This is a genomic window from Halolactibacillus miurensis (genome assembly GCF_900116255.1).
Classification (GTDB): Bacteria; Bacillota; Bacilli; order Bacillales; family Amphibacillaceae; genus Halolactibacillus; species Halolactibacillus miurensis.
The window spans coordinates 34,785-51,341 of the sequence record NZ_FPAI01000008.1; the positions used below are offsets into that span (position 1 = coordinate 34,785).

Here is a 16,557-nt window from a genome sequence, read left to right on the forward strand (position 1 = left end):
ATTCAATTTTTTTATGTTAACTCACTTATTAACTAACTAAAAACGTAAGGAGAATAATTCTATGCAGGCTCAAATTGATTCCACCTCTTTACCGCTGTATGAAGCGCTGGCCAGTGAGGTTCGTTTAAACATTATTCGCTACTTATCCGAACAGCAACTGAATATTAAACAACTTGCCGAACGCTTAGACCTATCAAGTGCCATCGTTACCCGTCACGTCAGTAAGCTCGAAGAAGCTGGCCTTATCCGGACGGAAAAAACCAAAGGGAAATCAGGCATTCAAAAAATCTCAACGCTTGTCGTTGAGGATATTTATATTAGTTTCCCTAAGAAAGTGCAGGCCGCTTATGCTACCCATGTTGTCTCAGTCCCGGTCGGACACTTTACTGATTTTAACGTCTCACCGTCATGTGGTCTTGCCTCTACAAAAGACTTCATCGGACCGGTTGATCAACCGAAATACTTTTTATCACCGGACCGAATGGATGCGGGAATCCTTTGGTTCACCAAAGGTTTTGTTGAATACAAACTACCGAATTATTTAGAAGCGCATCAATCGCTCCAACAAATTGATATTTCATTTGAAATATCGTCTGAGTTTCCATTCGCTAATCCGCACTGGCCAAGTGATATTACTTTTTCACTAAACGGCATTGAACTAGGTGAATGGCAAAGTCCCGGTGACTTTAATGATGAACGCGGCCGACTGACACCAGACTGGTGGCCAGAGACAATTAATCAATATGGTTTACTGAAAACGTTACGGATTACCTCACACGGGACGTATATTGACGGAGATCCGATTTCTGAGATTACCACCAAAGCTTTTATGGACATCTCCGATGCGTGGTCCTTAAAATTCGAAGTCAAAGAAGAGGCGAATCACGTGGGTGGGTTAACGTTGTTCGGGAAATCTTTTGGTCATTTTGAACAAGATATCGTTGTTAAAACCTATTATCTCTAAAGAAAAACGATTAATCGGGCAACTTGTCTATACTTGTACGGTTAAGTCCTCCTAATAAAGTTGACTATGATGCTCGGTCCATACTACCCTATTCAAATCGTGACTGAGACGAAGGAAAATAATCCACTAAAAAAACGTACAGCGAGTCGATCGCGGTACGTTTTTCTCATTGTTAAAGGTTACTCAAAATAGTCATTCAGTTCATTTTTAAATTGACGAATGCCCTCATCACTTAAGATCACTTTGCCATCAAAGAACACATGATTATCTTCGCTTACTTCGCCGGTAATCATACATTGCTTCGTTGGTTTGTATTTACTTAAGATCACACGTTCACCATCAATAAAAATTTCTAGCGGATCTTTCGGCTCAATATCCAACGACCGTCTTAATTCTTTTGGTAAAACAATTCGACCTAAATGGTCTGTCTTACGGACAATACCTGTACTTTTCACATCGATCACTCCACTTCTTTTGTTTGTTTTTCATATGTTTGAGCATTTTTAACAATGTTTACAGTTAGTTTTTCCCTTTTCCTCATTTTTAAAACCTTTATCTCAAATTTAAGATATTTTTTTATTTTTTGCTTTTTCTATCTCTCCTATATCGTTTCATTCATGACTTATCCTAACTGGACACGCGCGCCTTGATGGGATAGTCTATCTATGTTACAGTTATTTTATGAACATGTTCATAAAATAAACACGTTTTTTAGGAGTGGATGGCAGGTGGATAAAAAAGCACTACAAAGAAAACGCATGTGGCAATATTTCATTGATGCGGCTGTCGATATTATCGAAGAGGATGGATTAGAATCATTAACGATCCGTAGAGTCGCTGATTTGGCTGGTTATACGTCATCTACAGCTTATAACTACTTCGATGATTTAAGTCATCTTAAGTTTTTTGCGTCACTTAAATTTACTAAGCCTTATATTGATGACATTCCAAACTACATTAATAAGAAACAACCGACACTCATCCAATGGCTTGGGTTATGGGAATGCTTTTTAAAGCATAGTTTTAATGACCCTCACATTTATTACATGGTCTTTGTCGGAGATTTAGGCGACACAGCAAAAGATTTATTTAAAAAATATTACACAATGTACCCAGAAGAACTTCTGGCTGTGCCAGATGAATTAAAGGGCATTCTTCAAGAAGAAAGCTTTTCAAAACGTAGTGCTGACTTTTTATCAAAAAGCGTGACCGAAGGCTATCTAGATGAAGCAGACCTCTCCACACTGACAGAAGTGACGCATATGATTTGGGTAGGAGCTCTTGTTCATTATTTAAATCATCGGCGCAGTTGGACAAAAGACGATGCGATTCACTATGTTTACCGTGAGGTTGAACATGTGGTTATGCGCTACGTTAAAGAGGAGAAAAGAACAAAACTAAAAAAACAGCTGCTGAAGAAAAAATAAAACAAAACTAAGTGATACCGCTCGTATAAGTGAGCAATACAATAGAGATAAAGGATGAGAGAACATGGTTTTTAACATACAAGATTCAGACACACGACGGGTAAAGACAGATTTTGACCGCAAGGTCAAAAAACTAGAGCACGTCAAAATCGCTATGCCTGACGGAAAAACACTAAGGGCCCATATTTGGTTACCTGAAGATGCTTTAGAAAATCCCGTACCCGCCTTATTAGAATACTTACCGTATCGTAAGAATGATTTTACCGCGATTCGCGACTCGGCTCGGCACCCTTATTTTGCGGGCCATGGTTATGCTAGTATTCGCGTCGATATTCGCGGGTCAGGTGACTCGGACGGGATTTTACTTGATGAGTACTTAAAACAAGAACAAGACGACGCGCTTTCAGTTATTGACTGGATCACCAGTCAACCGTGGTCGACTGGTCGTGTCGGTATGTTCGGAAAGTCTTGGGGCGGCTTTAATAGTTTACAAGTCGCCTCACGTGAACATCCAGCCTTACAAGCCATTATTACTTTATGTTCGACAGACGATCGTTACCAAGATGACGTCCATTACCGCGGGGGCAATATTTTAGCTTCTGATATGTTGTGGTGGGCATCAACAATGTTTACGTATAACGCTCGCCCGCAAGATCCATCAGTCGTTGGTGACTCGTGGCGTGACAACTGGCTACAACGTGTAATGGAAACACCGCCGTTTGCGATTGAATGGTTATCTCACCAACGACGTGATGATTACTGGAAACATGGGTCGATTAATGAAGATTACAGTAAAGTGAACATTCCTGTCTTTGCGGTCGGTGGTTGGCAAGATGCTTATACGGACGCGATTTTTAGAATGGTGGAACATTTGCCAAACGCCAAAGGCTTGATTGGTCCATGGACTCATGAATACCCAGAAGTCGCAACACCAGAGCCGACGATTGGTTTTCTTCAAGAAGCCGTTCGCTTCTTTGATCATTGGTTAAAAGACACAGATACCGGTATGTATGAGGAACCAAAATTTCAAGCTTGGATTCAAGAACCTGAAAAGCCTCAAGTGACTTACGATAAAAGACCAGGTCGGTGGATTGGGATGGATCACTGGCCAAGTGAGGACGTTACCAGTGAGAAATGGTATCCGAATAAGCAGTCGCTTACCGAGGCAATGAAAGACACCAACACTATACTTATACCAAGTGTTCAAGAACATGGATTTTATGCGGGGACGTTTTGTCCATTCGGTCAGCCTGGGGACTTACCCGCTGACCAACGTCTAGAAAACGGTAAAGCGGTTGTTTTTACATCTGACGCTTTGACAGAAGATCGTGATTACTTCGGTGAACCTGTCTTTCATGCGCGACTATCAACCGATCAAGATAATGCGATGGTCGTTGTCCGTCTTATGGATAAAGCACCTACCGGTGAGTCCACGTTAATAAGCTGGGGCATGTTGAACCTCAATCACTATAAATCGCATGAACACCCAGAAGCACTTGTTCCAGGAAACATCTATGACGTGAAGGTTAAACTGGATAGTCTTGGACAGAGGTTAACGAAAGGTCATCGATTAGAAGTTGCGATTGCACCAACCTACTGGACTAAAGCTTGGCCATCGCCAAAACCAGTGAATCTAACCCTTCATACAGGGATGGGTACGTATCTCGACCTGCCTGTTAGACAGCCGAATGAAAGAGACGAGGACGTGCGGGTGTTTGATATGGCAGAAACCGCCTCTATTATTGAGCGAGAAGTCTTGCGCAAAGAAGAGCGGTCATTCGATATCGTTCATCGTCCCATTGATTCAACGTGGCAAGTGATTGATTATTCTGATGAGGGTAGCCGTAAGCTCATGCACAACGGCGTTGAACACGGGAGTATTAATAAAAATATCTACTCTATTAAAGAGAATGATCCGCTCTCAGCGACCGCTGAATGTTACTGGGAATTAACGGTTGGTAGAGATGCGTGGCAGACGAAGGTTGAAACGTACAGTAAAATGACGTCAGATGAAGAAAACTTCTATTTAACCCATACCATTAAAGCCTTTGAACACGACCAAGAGGTCGCTTCAAACAAGTGGGAGCATACAATTCCTCGTGACTATAATTAAATTTAAAAAACCGCTAAGGCGAGTCGACTGACTGCCCTTAGCGGTTTTGTTGTTCTTTCATCTTGATCTGATATTATTTTTTAACTGATATTAATTAAAGTTATAAGCGGTCACAATTGGCGTACGGCCTTCTACTTGGTCGTTAAAGTATTCATAGAGGCATGTGCCGAGGAACGAACCTGCCACGTTATAAACATTTTCATAACCTAAGTTTTGAAGCGCTTGGACCATATTGTAAGAGCGTTGCCCTGAACGACAGTGCACATATACAGGCACATCCGTTGGAATCTCATCTAAACGTTCACGGAACTGGCTTAATGGTATATTGACCGCATTCGTAAAGTGACCCCGCTTGAATTCACCCGGTTCACGTGCATCAATAATGTGGGCGTTTGATTCTACAAGTTCACGCATCTGAGTTACTTGTACTTGTTTGATGACGCCGTTAAGGACGTTTAAGCCGTTTAAAGCGGCCATGTTGACAACATCTTTAGCGGTACCAAACACTGGCGAGTAACAAAGTTCAAGCTCTTTTAAATCTTCTAAAGTTGCGTTCATCATAATCATGGACGCAATCACGTCAATACGCTTATCGACATTACCGCGGCCGATCGCTTGCGCTCCCAAAACGCGACCGGTTGGCTTTTCAAAGATTAACTTAAAGTAAACCGGGTGACTGTTTGGCATGATGCCTACTTTATCCGTCGGAATTACATAGCTAAAGTCAAAGTCAAAACCTTGCGCTTCAGCTAGACGCGCATTTAGACCGGTTGATGCAGCATTCATGTCAAATACTTGGATCGCACTTGAACCGATGACACCTGTGTTACGGTGTGGAATATTATACATATGGTCAGCTGCTGCGCGTGCTTGACGTTGCGCTGGTCCCGCAAGAGCTAAGCGAGTTTTTTGACCGGTTAGTTTATGATGGACTTCAATCGCATCACCGACCGCATAAATATCTTTATTTGATGTAAGGTAGTTGTGATCGACTTTAATACCGCCGGTCACACCAATGTCAAGACCTGCTTCTTTTGCGAGTGTTGTCTCCGGACGGACGCCAATCGCCATCACGACCGCTTGAGCTTTGATTGTCTTACCTGATTGTAACACGATGTGGTCGTCTTTGACTGATTCAATCCCGTCACTTAAGACAAGGCCCATGCCTTTATCGACCATTTCTTTATGAAGAATTTGAACCATATCGTAATCAAAGGGTGCCATCACTTGGTTTTGCGCTTCTACAAGTGTGACCTGCTTACCTGCGTGTACTAAGTTTTCAGCGACTTCAATACCGATAAAACCACCACCAATAACGACAACATCTTCGACCGTGTCTTTTGACACAAATGTATTTAATTTTTCAATATCAACGACGTTACGTACGCTAAAGACATGCGGTGAATCAATTCCATCAAGTGGCGGCATAATAGGATTTGCCCCTGGAGATAAGACGAGCTTATCATAGGCTTCATCATGTATTTCATCTGTTTCTAAATTTTTAACCGTAATCGTCTTGTCATCTTTATTGACTTTTATCACTTCTGTTCTGACGCGTGCTTCGATCTTATATTGTTTACGGAAGACTTCCGGATTCATTAATACTAATGTTTCACTGTTTTCAATTTCACCACTTAAGTGGTATGGTAATGCACAGTTTGAAAAGGATACGTGCGGTCCACGCTCAAACATGATCACCTCTGCTTCTTCATCTAATCGACGAACACGTGCAGCAACAGATGCCCCACCTGCGACACCACCGACAACTAATACTCTTTTACCCATAATTTCTTTCCCCTTTCGAATGTTAAGACCTGTGTATTTTTCAACAAACTTATATAAGTGATATTGTTCACAATAATTATTATACCACTAGGGGTATGTTGAGTCAAGAGTTACCTTGCACTCTTTCTTGCCTCTCTGTTAGTATGATTTAACTTTCCCGTTATTTAGCTGAAACAATGGGCGATTGAGATCTCGTTAGTTAAAATGAAGTAGCGATAAAAGGGAGAAAAATTAAAAAAGAGAAAGAAAAAACGTACACATCCTGTCTAAGACACCATGTGTACGTTTTTAGTATTAAATAATTTGAAAGCTGACCCACGTATCGAACGTGTCTCTAGCTGGTACTTTAATTAAATCTTCTTGTCTATTTAATTCACCATTTTTTCTCGTCCATGGTTCGACACAGACAAAGCGTTGGTCTTGTTCGGTCCACAGGACAGTATAATGAAACGGTTCGTCCATTTCCATATTAATCGACTGTTGGTCCACAGTTGCTTTAACTTGTGTATGGGTATTCTCTAAAAGTACCGCTTCTTTTAAATGTGTTAAATCGATTTGACCAGTAAAGGCTTTTTCTTCTTCATCGTTATAATCATAATACGTTTTAGTTGGAATATCTAAACCGACAACCTTTTTATCTGATTTAAAGTACGGGTGTAGACCCGGATAGATTGGCATCGGTGTATCGGATAAATTTTCATAAGATTGGTGAATCAATAGCTGATCACCACGAAGTGTATAAGTAAAGATCACCTTAAAGTCAAACGGGTACACAGCTTTTGTACTTAAGCTACTTCTAAACAGAATAGAAATAAACGCATGTTCTTCATCGCTGTGCGTCTCAAGTACTTCCCAAGGATGGATTCTTGCGAGTCCATGGTTTGGCATATCATACGTCTGATTGCCCCAATGATACTGCTTATTTTTTAGTTGACCAGAGATAGGGAATAACACGGGGATCCCCCCACGAACATTTTGTTTACGGTCAAATAACGTTGCTTCATTTAAGTATAACCGCTCTTCATTGTTTGTGCCGTAACCTGTAATGATACCGCCACGTTCTGGACAAACCGTAATCCAACTGTTGCCGGTTGGGTGCTTTAATTGATACATTGTAAACATGTCTTTCTCAAATTGCTCAATCGTATACATGAATAAATCGCCCCTCGCATTGATTAATTAAATGACTAAGTTGCTCTCTCTTTTTACACAACATTTACATTATAACAGACTATCTTAAAAAAATCGTTGTTTTCAGACAATTATTCTCCACTCAAGTGAAAATAATCACATAACCTTACTCCCTTTCTAATATAAAAGAAAATAACAGAAAATTAACAGCCCACATAAAAAAAGAAGGTCGTCTCATTGTTTAGAGACCACCTTCTTCTTCATTATATTATTTTAAAAGACGTATAGCTTGAGCCAAATCGTTCAACAAGTCATCGATATGCTCAGTCCCAACAGAAAGACGCAGTAACGTATCCGTGATGCCTCTTTCCTTGCGAACAGCGACTGGCATATCGGCATGTGTCTGGGTAAAAGGATAGGTCACAAAGCTTTCCACACCGCCTAGGCTTTCAGCAAAACTGATCAGTTGAAGTGATCGAAGAAACGGGCTAATATGAGCGGCCTTTTCTAATTCAAAACTAATCATTGCACCCGTCTCAGGGTAATAGACCTGTTTAATAGAAGGATGCGCACGTAAATATTGCGCGAGTCGTTTAGCTGTTTCTACTTGACGGTCTAGTCTCAGTGGTAACGTCTTTAACCCGCGCATTAACAAATAACAATCAAACGGCGCTAACGTCCCACCACTCGCATTATGACTTTGAAATAATGACGCATAGACTTTTTCATCCTTCGCCACCACAAGCCCACTTAAACAATCATTATGCCCGGCTAAATATTTTGTTGCGCTGTGAATGACGATATCCGCTCCAAGCGTTAATGGCTTTAGTAAATATGGGGTTAAGAATGTGTTATCAACAATGAATAAGATATCTCGTTCTTTAAGCAAGTCCCCTAGCGCTTTGACATCCACTTGTTTCAACAATGGATTCGTCACCGATTCTACGAAGATGGCTTTGGTTTTATCGGTAATCGCATCCGTGAAGGCCTGTATATTGAGCGGATCGACGTATGTAAATTTCAATTGAAAGCGCGCTTCATAGTCTGAAAACAAACGATACGTCCCACCATATAAATCACTTGAGACAATCATCTCATCATTTGATTGAAATAGCGATAATACGAGTTGAATGGCTGCCATACCCGAAGATGTTGCACAACACCCCGCGCCTGATTCGATTGCCGCAAAGCCTTGTTCTAGCGTATCTCGGGTCGGGTTGTTTGTCCTTGTGTAATCAAATCCTGTTGATTCATGAAGATCATTATGTCGATAAGCTGTTGATAAGTGTACAGGATAAGTGACCGCGCCTGTACTCGGTTCTTGCTTGTTGCCGAGTTGTGAAAAATACGTGTCTAATTGATACATGCGATGCGCCTCCTTTAGTTTAATACTTCTTAAAAGTCGTTGCGTTTTTGACCTAAACAGTAAAATCGCCCTCTTAACAGTTAAGAGAGCGCCTTAGGTCTTAATCGCTCTTATCTTTAGGTCTATGCCTTTTGGATTTAGCACCTTCCTCTAAATTAGAGAGGTTGCTGAGACATCACAGGGCCAAATCCCTCCGTCTCTCTTGATAAGAAGTATGTAATTGTTTGAAAAATCCATATATGGTTTATACTATATGATAACGACTTTCTGATTAAAAAACAAGTACTATTCAGAAAATTCTTTAATCTAACGGATCAAAAAAACACCTCCAAAGCATTTGCCTTGGAGATGTCTCTATAAAAGCTCGCTTATTCAATGTGAAAGTATCAATATTACGAACTAGTTCATCATATAGCTAATCGGAGAACCTGGCCCAAGATCCCAGCTAAATAACATCCAAACAATAAGCATGAGCAACCAACCGAGTGTAAAGAAGATGGTGTATGGGAACATCGTTGAAATCAACGTTCCAATCCCCATTTTCTTATTATACTTTTGCATAATGACAATGATCATCGCAAAGTAAGGCATCAGCGGTGAAATAATATTACTGGTTGAATCGGCAATCCGGTAAGCCATTTGTGTGAGTTCAGGTGAGTAACCTTGTTGCATCATAATTGGCACAAATACCGGTGCCATCATCGCCCATTTAGCAGAGGCTGAACCGATAAATAAGTTAATAAAGCCTGAAATAAGAATAAACAACAGAATTAGGACAATTCCACCTAATTTTACTGAATCTAAAAATTCAGCTCCAGCAACCCCAATAAGTAAACCTAAGTTTGATTCAGTAAAGTAACTAACAAACTGACCTGCGGTAAAGGCAAGCACGATAAACATGCCCATGGAAGCCATCGTATCTGACAGCTTATTCGCCATATCAGTATCAGTATTAATCACTTTCGTTACTTTTCCGTACACAAGACCTGGAATAAAGAACATAATCATAATGATTGGTACGAGTGATGACATAAAGGGTGATGAAATGACGCCACCGTCATCCGCACGTAATAAACCGTTAGCTGGTACGACGAGTAACCCAATCACAATGACCGTGATGAGTAGACTTAACCCACTATAACGTAAGCCTTTTTTCTCGAGTGCTGACAACTCCGTTAAATCATCCTTATTGACACTACCTTTAAACGTTCCTAAGCGTGGTTCAACAATCAGTTCTGTGACCAGCGCACCGACAATCGTAAGCAAGAACACAGAGGCAATGACAAAGTAATAGTTCATCGCTACGTTCATATTATCCGCATAAGCTGGATCAATAATTGCTGCTGCTGAAATTGTCATTTCCGCAAGCATCGGGTCAAGTGATGTTAGGAGTAAGTTTGCACTAAACCCGGCAGAGACACCCGCAAAAGCAGCGGCAATACCCGCAATCGGATGACGGCCAAGCGCGATAAAGATAACCGCACCAAGTGGAGGGAGCACAACATAACCTGCATCAGAGGCAAGTGATGACATAATCCCGGCAAATACTAATCCGGCTGTAATGAGTGACTTTGGAATTGATAAAACAAATCCTCGTAAAGCCGCTGAAATTAAGCCGCTACGCTCAGCAAGTCCAATCCCTAACATACTGGCAAGCACCACACCTAATGGCGCAAAGTTAATAAAGTTATCAACCATCGCTGTAAAGATATATTGGACACCCTCACGACTAAGAAGATTTTTGGCTTCAATCATTTCCCCAGGGTTCCCTGGATGTTCGACACTGACGCCTGTCGCCGCCACAATGGCTGATGCGACTAAAACAACGACTGACAAAATCGCAAACAAGGTTACCGGATGGGGCAAACGGTTACCAGTTGTTTCGATCATATCTAAAAATCGTTGAAACAGACCTTTTTTCTTTTCTGACATAAATAAAACGTCCCTTCAAAGCTGAATTAATATAATTTTTAGATAATTTGCGACATTTCTTTTTTATCGCAATAGTGTCCATTATAGCTATCTGTATCCGTTTTGAAAAGGCTATTTCCAATAGTTCTAATGTTAAAAAAGTTCTTTTTTTTCTGACATTTCATTCTGTTTCATTTTCTATTATCTCGACTTTAACAGAAAAAAAGTAGAGCCCCTCAAAAAACTACAAGGGCTCTACTTTTACCTATGTGAACTATGCGCGAAACCAGTGACGGGTGTTGTTCGCAATTTTCACTAGCATTAACATCACAGGGACTTCTACGATAATCCCAACGGTGACCGCGAGGGCGACTGGTGAAGTCACACCAAACAAACTGATCGCGACCGCAACGGAAAGCTCAAAGAAGTTTGAGGCGCCAATCATGCCCGCAGGGGCGGCAATATCATGGGTTAAGTTCAACTTCTTCGCTACAAAATAAGCTAAGAAAAAGATAAAGAATGTTTGAATAATAAGTGGGACGGCAATTAAGACAATATGTCCGTAGTTAGAAAGAATCGTCTCCCCTTGGAACATAAAGATTAAAATCAATGTCAACAATAATCCAATAGTGGTCGTATGTTTAAACTTAGCTAAAAAGGTCTCTTCAAAATACGTTTCTCCTTTTGTTTTGACCATATGTTGTCTCGTCAAAAGCCCACCAATCAAAGGAATAACAACGAATAATACAATCGATAAAATCAAAGTATCAAAAGGTACTTCAATACCAGAGACACCTAATAAAAGCGCAACGATTGGTGTATAAAGTAGTAACACAATTAAATCATTTGTTGCTACTTGAACAACCGTATAAGCTGGGTCACCTTTAGTTAAGTGACTCCAGACGAATACCATCGCCGTACATGGTGCCGCTCCTAAAATCACCGCACCCGCGACATATTCGCGTGCTAAATCCGCTGAAATAAATGGACTAAAAATAAAGTAAAAGAACACGTAACTAATCGCATACATCGTAAACGGTTTAACAAGCCAGTTAATGACCCACGTTAAATAGATCCCTTTACGGTCTTTGGAGATGCGTTTCACACTTTTAAAATTCACCTTCATCATCATCGGATAAATCATTAACCATATTAAAATCGCAATGGGAATGGAAATCTCAGCATAGGTTAAATCTTGCAAGTAGGTGGTGACATCCGGAAATAAGACACTGAGTAAGACACCAAACACCATACATAAGAGTACCCAAACAGTTAAATATCGTTCAAAAAAACTAATCCCTGACGTTTGTTCCTTTGTCATCTTGACTATTCTCCCCTTTTATCGAACAGCATTCAATTCGTTTTCCGTCTTTGGTCAATTGAAGGAGTTTCTCATGTTGGGACGGTAAGGTCGATAACACACATTTAATTAATGGATATAGCTCGTGTTTTTCATTTAAATAGTAGAACACCCACTGTTGGCGTTTGTCTTCTTTCACAAGTCCGACATCCTTTAATTTACGTAAATGTTGACTAATTGCTGGTTGACTCATGCCAAAGAGTTCGACGAACTCACACACACAACAAGAATCACCCTCTAATAACTTCAACATCGTTAATCGTGTTTTATCGCCCATTAATTTAAGAATTATTGCTGCTTCCTCTATTGGTAACATATCACTCGCTCCTTCTATTCTTAGTATATAATCATTCGCTTATATAATCAATTACTTATATTGAAATTTACATCATCTTTACAAACAAGACCTAATAACTGACGTGTTTTCGCCTCTTATTACAGTTCGTTCATCTATCATCCTAACGAGATCCTAAACCTATCTTAGCCGATAATGTTTTTCCTTGCATCTCTTTTGAATCAAACTCATAATAGTAAGAGAGAGGAATGAAGAAAAAGCGGAAATAATTAAAGTAATGAAAAAGAGAACGTTCAGTGATCAAACGGTTTTTTACTGTTTTCACTGGGACACACCTATCTTCAATCAACTATATTATGGAGGAATTTTTATGGTTACGAAACATCGTTTTAGTTTAGGGGAAGAAATCGCCAATGCGGTGAGTCACGGCGTTGGCGCCTTACTGTCGATTTCTGCACTCGTGTTACTCATCGTCTTTAGTTCATTAAACGGCAGCTGGGTTCATGTCGTTAGTTTTACGATTTACGGCGTAACGATGGTATTTTTATATACTTCGTCGACTTTGTTACATAGCTTACCGAACGGTCGAGCAAAAGATGTGTTTGAAATTCTTGATCACTCTTCGATCTACTTCTTTATCGCTGGCACGTATACGCCTTACTTACTTGTGGCGGTGAGAGGAGAAGTGGGGATGCGGCTATTTATCATCGTTTGGACCATCGCCATTTTAGGATCGATTTTCAAGATATTCTTTGTCCAACGTTTTGTCCTTGTCTCAACGTTGATTTACATTTTAATGGGCTGGTTAATCGTCTTTACTTGGTCAAGTTTAACCGCCAATATTGCGCCTGGCGGGATTGTGTTACTAGCGATTGGTGGGATTCTTTACACCTTTGGGGCTGTATTTTATATGTGGCGCTGGTTTAAGTATCATCATATGGTCTGGCATTTATTTGTGTTAGCCGGTACGATCGTTCATTTCTTCAGCGTTCTACTCTATGTCTTGCCTATTACACTTAGTTAAAAAAGAGTCACAGCCTCTCCTACAAGAACAGGGAGCTGTGACTTTTTTGTTTGTGATTAACTGTAACGTCAATGGAAATTATTTCTCTCGCTTTGTTAACTGCCCATGTGATAAGTGATATTCTGTTAACGTCAACTGTAAGGCGTTTGTTAATTTTTTCAGTGACTGATACTCACCCTTAGTCACCATCGATAATACTAAGCCGTCCGTGGAACCTAGACGACCCGTTCGACCGGCGCGGTGAACATATTGATCAACTTCACGCGGAAGGTCCATTTGAACAACTTCCGTTAAGTCATCAACATCTAGTCCGCGACTACTCACATCCGTTGTCAACATCAACTGGCAATCGCCTTGTTTAAAGCTTTTAATTGACTCTTTACGCAATTCTTTTGGTAAATCACTATGCAACATTAAACTGTCGACATGATGATACGTTAAACGCTCATAGGCTTTTTCAAGTGAAGCAATATCATTAAAGAAGACTAATGTCTTTTTCTTTTCCGCATGTATCAGCTTTCTTAAATAATCAAACTTATCTCGCTTCTCGCCGAGTAAGTATCCGTGTGTAACATCAGGTAATACAATGTCTTCACGTTTAATCGTGATTACTTCAGGCGTGTCCATCCACTCAGAGACAATGTGTTTCGCTTGATCACTAATAGTGGCTGAAAAACAAGCAATCTGACGGCTATTATCTGTGCTTTGAATAATACGGTCGAGGGCTTGTTGATGTTCAGGTATAACAAGTTGATCCACTTCATCAAGAATAATTGTCGATACTTTATGCATCTTTAATTTCTTTTGATTGATTAATTCAACCATTCTTCCCGGTGTCCCAACGACCAAATGCGGTTTCTTTTTTAATTTTTCTATTTGCCGTTTGACGTTGGCACCACCAATTAAAGCTTGCACGCGAATATCTGAGCCTTCTTTTAATTGTTGGATCCATTCAAAAATCTGCATCACAAGCTCATGACTGGATGCGATGATCACGGTCTGTAAATCAAGTGTGTCTGTCTCTAGTTGGTTGATTACCGGTAAAAGATACGCCAATGTTTTGCCGCTTCCGGTTGGGGCAGTGACAAACATGTCTTGTCTTGTCTCAAAGTAAGGCAAGACTTTTTCTTGAACGGGCATCAACGTATGAATCCCTTGTTTTGCGAGTGCGTCATGTATAAATGGTTGTAAAGTTAATGTCATGTGTATTAGCTCCTTATTCTTCTCATCGAATCATTGATCCATATTAAGATCTCAATCTATGCCCCAGTATATCACATCCTCGCCCTTTAAGTCGCCCTTCATTTCTGCCGGGTGACTAGCGCTTTTAATAGCCCTGTTAACGAACGCACAAACATTTACGAACAACTACTGATATTTTTATTATTTCGATTGAGTTATACGTATATCTAAGTGTATAATGAAAGAAAACGCTTACTTAAGGAGGCACTATGCGACGTTTTCTCTCTGCTTTACTTATAACGACTGTATTTCTGATTGTATTTCCCATCACAACTTTCGCCGACAACCCGGTGATTAAAGACCGGTTCTCTGCTGATCCAGCGGCGTTAGTCCATGACAACAAGATTTACTTATATACCGGGCACGATGAGGCTACTCCTAATGATTCTTTCTTTGTGCTAAAAGAATGGCTCATCTTTTCAAGTGATGACGGTAGTGATTGGACATATGAGTCAGCTCTTCCCCGCACAACTTTTGACTGGGCGATTCATCATTCTGCCTGGGCATCACAAGCTGTTGAAAAAGACGGGACGTTCTATTGGTATACGACCGTTCATAACTCTGGTCTTTCTGCCCCTGGCTATGCGATTGCTGTGGCTTCAAGCGACTCACCGACAACGGGCTTTACTGATGCCATTAACGGTCCGCTAGTTGATTCGTCGATGACGACAGCACCAGACTTTATGGGAGATGTTCCTTGGGACAATATTGACCCCACCGTATTTGTTGATGATGATGGGGAGGCGTATATGTACTGGGGAAATACACACCTTTATTACGCCAAACTAAAAGACAACATGATTGAATTAGAGGGTGATATTGAACGCATGGAGATTCAAAATATGCCCGGAAACTTTACTGAAGGGCCGTTTCTTTTTAAACGTGATGCGTTATATTACCTAACTTTTGCATACAACTATCCAGAAGAACTCGCCTATGCCGTTAGCACTTCACCAAATGGACCGTGGTATTTCCAAGATAAAATTATGGATAAAATTCCAAATAGCGGTACGAGCCACCCCGCTGTTATCGAATTTGATGGGGCGTGGTATTTCATTTATCATACTGCCGCATTACCTGGAGGCGGTGAGTATCGCCGGTCTGTCGCCATGGAACCGTTACATTTTTACGACGACGGCGCGATAGCTAAAGTGACGCCAACGGCATCAGGAATAGACACCCATAGTCTGACCATCGCGCCCACTGACTCAGAACTCATGGTGCGACAAGTCACAAATGCTTTACGGTTAGCTGACGGAAACACACACCATGTTGATTATCGTTGGCATGAAACAACCGGTCTAACAGGTGAGACTCCTACCGTTTCTTATCAAATCGATAATAACCCAGGGGTCTATTTAACCATCAATGAAGACAACAACGTTCAATTACAGCGCTATGACGGCTCAGATACTCTCGCCTTAGCTTCGAGTTTTATTAAATCTGAAACAACGAACGGGGTCATGTTACAACCCGCGAGTGACCCTCATCTTTACTTGTCCGTCAGTGATGAAAGGTTAACCTTTCTCCCACTAACGGATGACCCGTCAGTGACGCAACAATTTGTGATAGAAGCGCAATCCCCTATCATTCCAGAACAAAGAAAACCGTTAACGTTACCAGTGGAGAACGACTCGACAGCTAAAAATGAAACAACTGTTGATTCAACTTTAACGACAGAAGAAAGTACAACGAGTGATCAACAAACAGACGAAGTCCCACTCACTCTAATACTGACTCTATTCGGTAGTTTAATCGTCCTTGTTTTCGTCTTTTACTACCGAAATAAGAAGCCAAAAGCATAAAAACACTTTATATTCATGACACCGCCAGTGAACCTAAAATAACAGTGACAGTATAATTTTTAAATGACATGAGACTAAAAAATAAAACAAATACAAACACCACCCCTTTAGATCATTCTAAGTGGGTGGTGTTT

General features: G+C 40.7%; 14 protein-coding genes and 1 riboswitch. Of the genes, 5 read left to right on the forward strand and 9 right to left on the reverse strand.

Annotated features, from left to right (window positions below; genetic code table 11):
- Nucleotides 1-61 precede the first annotated feature (61 nt).
- Nucleotides 62-964: an ArsR/SmtB family transcription factor gene (locus BM390_RS06825; protein WP_062321413.1), complete on the forward strand. Its 903-nt coding sequence runs from the start codon at nucleotides 62-64 to the stop codon at nucleotides 962-964.
- 179 nt (nucleotides 965-1,143) lie between these two features.
- Here BM390_RS06825 and BM390_RS06830 read toward each other — a convergent pair whose 3' ends face one another.
- On the reverse strand, nucleotides 1,144-1,419 hold the full coding sequence (locus BM390_RS06830) for an AbrB/MazE/SpoVT family DNA-binding domain-containing protein (protein WP_062321411.1): 276 nt from the start codon (nucleotides 1,417-1,419) through the stop codon (nucleotides 1,144-1,146).
- Between the two features lie 273 nt (nucleotides 1,420-1,692).
- Here BM390_RS06830 and BM390_RS06835 point away from each other — a divergent pair, with 273 nt between their 5' ends.
- Nucleotides 1,693-2,391, forward strand: a complete 699-nt coding sequence (locus BM390_RS06835; RefSeq protein ID WP_246806749.1) for a TetR/AcrR family transcriptional regulator — start codon at nucleotides 1,693-1,695, stop codon at nucleotides 2,389-2,391.
- 64 nt (nucleotides 2,392-2,455) lie between these two features.
- Nucleotides 2,456-4,504, forward strand: a complete 2,049-nt coding sequence (locus tag BM390_RS06840; RefSeq protein ID WP_089853684.1) for a CocE/NonD family hydrolase — start codon at nucleotides 2,456-2,458, stop codon at nucleotides 4,502-4,504.
- Nucleotides 4,505-4,594: 90 nt separating this feature from the next.
- Here the strand turns inward: BM390_RS06840 and BM390_RS06845 are convergent, their stop codons facing one another.
- The 7 genes from BM390_RS06845 to BM390_RS15425 all read right to left on the reverse strand — a co-directional run bounded on the left by BM390_RS06845 (nucleotide 4,595) and on the right by BM390_RS15425 (nucleotide 12,677).
- Nucleotides 4,595-6,289: an FAD-dependent oxidoreductase gene (locus BM390_RS06845; RefSeq protein ID WP_089853688.1), complete on the reverse strand. Its 1,695-nt coding sequence runs from the start codon at nucleotides 6,287-6,289 to the stop codon at nucleotides 4,595-4,597.
- A 294-nt stretch (nucleotides 6,290-6,583) separates the two neighbouring features.
- Nucleotides 6,584-7,441, reverse strand: a complete 858-nt coding sequence (locus BM390_RS06850; RefSeq protein ID WP_089853692.1) for an aldose epimerase family protein — start codon at nucleotides 7,439-7,441, stop codon at nucleotides 6,584-6,586.
- A 247-nt stretch (nucleotides 7,442-7,688) separates the two neighbouring features.
- A complete protein-coding gene (locus BM390_RS06855; protein ID WP_089853696.1) occupies nucleotides 7,689-8,786 on the reverse strand; it encodes a PLP-dependent transferase in 1,098 nt (365 codons plus the stop codon).
- Nucleotides 8,787-8,893: 107 nt separating this feature from the next.
- Nucleotides 8,894-8,998: riboswitch (SAM riboswitch) on the reverse strand.
- 187 nt (nucleotides 8,999-9,185) lie between these two features.
- Complete coding sequence (locus BM390_RS06860) at nucleotides 9,186-10,718, reverse strand: AbgT family transporter (protein ID WP_089853699.1); 1,533 nt, start codon at nucleotides 10,716-10,718, stop codon at nucleotides 9,186-9,188.
- Nucleotides 10,719-10,971: 253 nt separating this feature from the next.
- Nucleotides 10,972-12,018 carry an ACR3 family arsenite efflux transporter gene (arsB, locus tag BM390_RS06865; protein WP_062321468.1) on the reverse strand — a complete coding sequence of 349 codons (1,047 nt, stop codon included), beginning with the start codon at nucleotides 12,016-12,018 and terminating at the stop codon, nucleotides 10,972-10,974.
- Nucleotides 11,990-12,373, reverse strand: a complete 384-nt coding sequence (locus tag BM390_RS06870) for an ArsR/SmtB family transcription factor (RefSeq protein ID WP_089853702.1) — start codon at nucleotides 12,371-12,373, stop codon at nucleotides 11,990-11,992. The genes arsB and BM390_RS06870 overlap by 29 nt, the downstream gene beginning before the upstream one ends.
- Nucleotides 12,374-12,515: 142 nt before the next feature.
- On the reverse strand, nucleotides 12,516-12,677 hold the full coding sequence (locus tag BM390_RS15425) for a hypothetical protein (protein WP_156321364.1): 162 nt from the start codon (nucleotides 12,675-12,677) through the stop codon (nucleotides 12,516-12,518).
- Nucleotides 12,678-12,722: 45 nt separating this feature from the next.
- Here BM390_RS15425 and trhA point away from each other — a divergent pair, with 45 nt between their 5' ends.
- Nucleotides 12,723-13,376 carry a PAQR family membrane homeostasis protein TrhA gene (gene trhA / locus BM390_RS06875; RefSeq protein WP_062321405.1) on the forward strand — a complete coding sequence of 218 codons (654 nt, stop codon included), beginning with the start codon at nucleotides 12,723-12,725 and terminating at the stop codon, nucleotides 13,374-13,376.
- Nucleotides 13,377-13,454: 78 nt separating this feature from the next.
- Here the strand turns inward: trhA and BM390_RS06880 are convergent, their stop codons facing one another.
- Nucleotides 13,455-14,579, reverse strand: coding sequence for a DEAD/DEAH box helicase (locus BM390_RS06880; RefSeq protein WP_062321403.1), 1,125 nt, complete (start codon nucleotides 14,577-14,579; stop codon nucleotides 13,455-13,457).
- A 248-nt stretch (nucleotides 14,580-14,827) separates the two neighbouring features.
- Here BM390_RS06880 and BM390_RS06885 point away from each other — a divergent pair, with 248 nt between their 5' ends.
- The gene (locus BM390_RS06885) at nucleotides 14,828-16,423 is read left to right on the forward strand and encodes a glycoside hydrolase family 43 protein (RefSeq protein ID WP_089853705.1); all 1,596 of its coding nucleotides are present in this window, start codon (nucleotides 14,828-14,830) and stop codon (nucleotides 16,421-16,423) included.
- Nucleotides 16,424-16,557: the final 134 nt, after the last annotated feature.

Excerpts from the sequence above, each read along its gene's own strand:
- BM390_RS06825 (WP_062321413.1), top strand. The coding sequence starts at position 62 with ATGCAGGCTCAAATTGATTCCACCTCTTTACCGCTGTATGAAGCGCTG.
- BM390_RS06840 (WP_089853684.1), top strand. The coding sequence starts at position 2,456 with ATGGTTTTTAACATACAAGATTCAGACACACGACGGGTAAAGACAGAT.
- BM390_RS06845 (WP_089853688.1), bottom strand. The coding sequence starts at position 6,289 with ATGGGTAAAAGAGTATTAGTTGTCGGTGGTGTCGCAGGTGGGGCATCT.
- BM390_RS06850 (WP_089853692.1), bottom strand. The coding sequence starts at position 7,441 with ATGTATACGATTGAGCAATTTGAGAAAGACATGTTTACAATGTATCAA.
- BM390_RS06855 (WP_089853696.1), bottom strand. The coding sequence starts at position 8,786 with ATGTATCAATTAGACACGTATTTTTCACAACTCGGCAACAAGCAAGAA.
- BM390_RS06860 (WP_089853699.1), bottom strand. The coding sequence starts at position 10,718 with ATGTCAGAAAAGAAAAAAGGTCTGTTTCAACGATTTTTAGATATGATC.
- arsB (WP_062321468.1), bottom strand. The coding sequence starts at position 12,018 with ATGACAAAGGAACAAACGTCAGGGATTAGTTTTTTTGAACGATATTTA.
- BM390_RS06870 (WP_089853702.1), bottom strand. The coding sequence starts at position 12,373 with ATGTTACCAATAGAGGAAGCAGCAATAATTCTTAAATTAATGGGCGAT.
- trhA (WP_062321405.1), top strand. The coding sequence starts at position 12,723 with ATGGTTACGAAACATCGTTTTAGTTTAGGGGAAGAAATCGCCAATGCG.
- BM390_RS06880 (WP_062321403.1), bottom strand. The coding sequence starts at position 14,579 with ATGACATTAACTTTACAACCATTTATACATGACGCACTCGCAAAACAA.
- BM390_RS06885 (WP_089853705.1), top strand. The coding sequence starts at position 14,828 with ATGCGACGTTTTCTCTCTGCTTTACTTATAACGACTGTATTTCTGATT.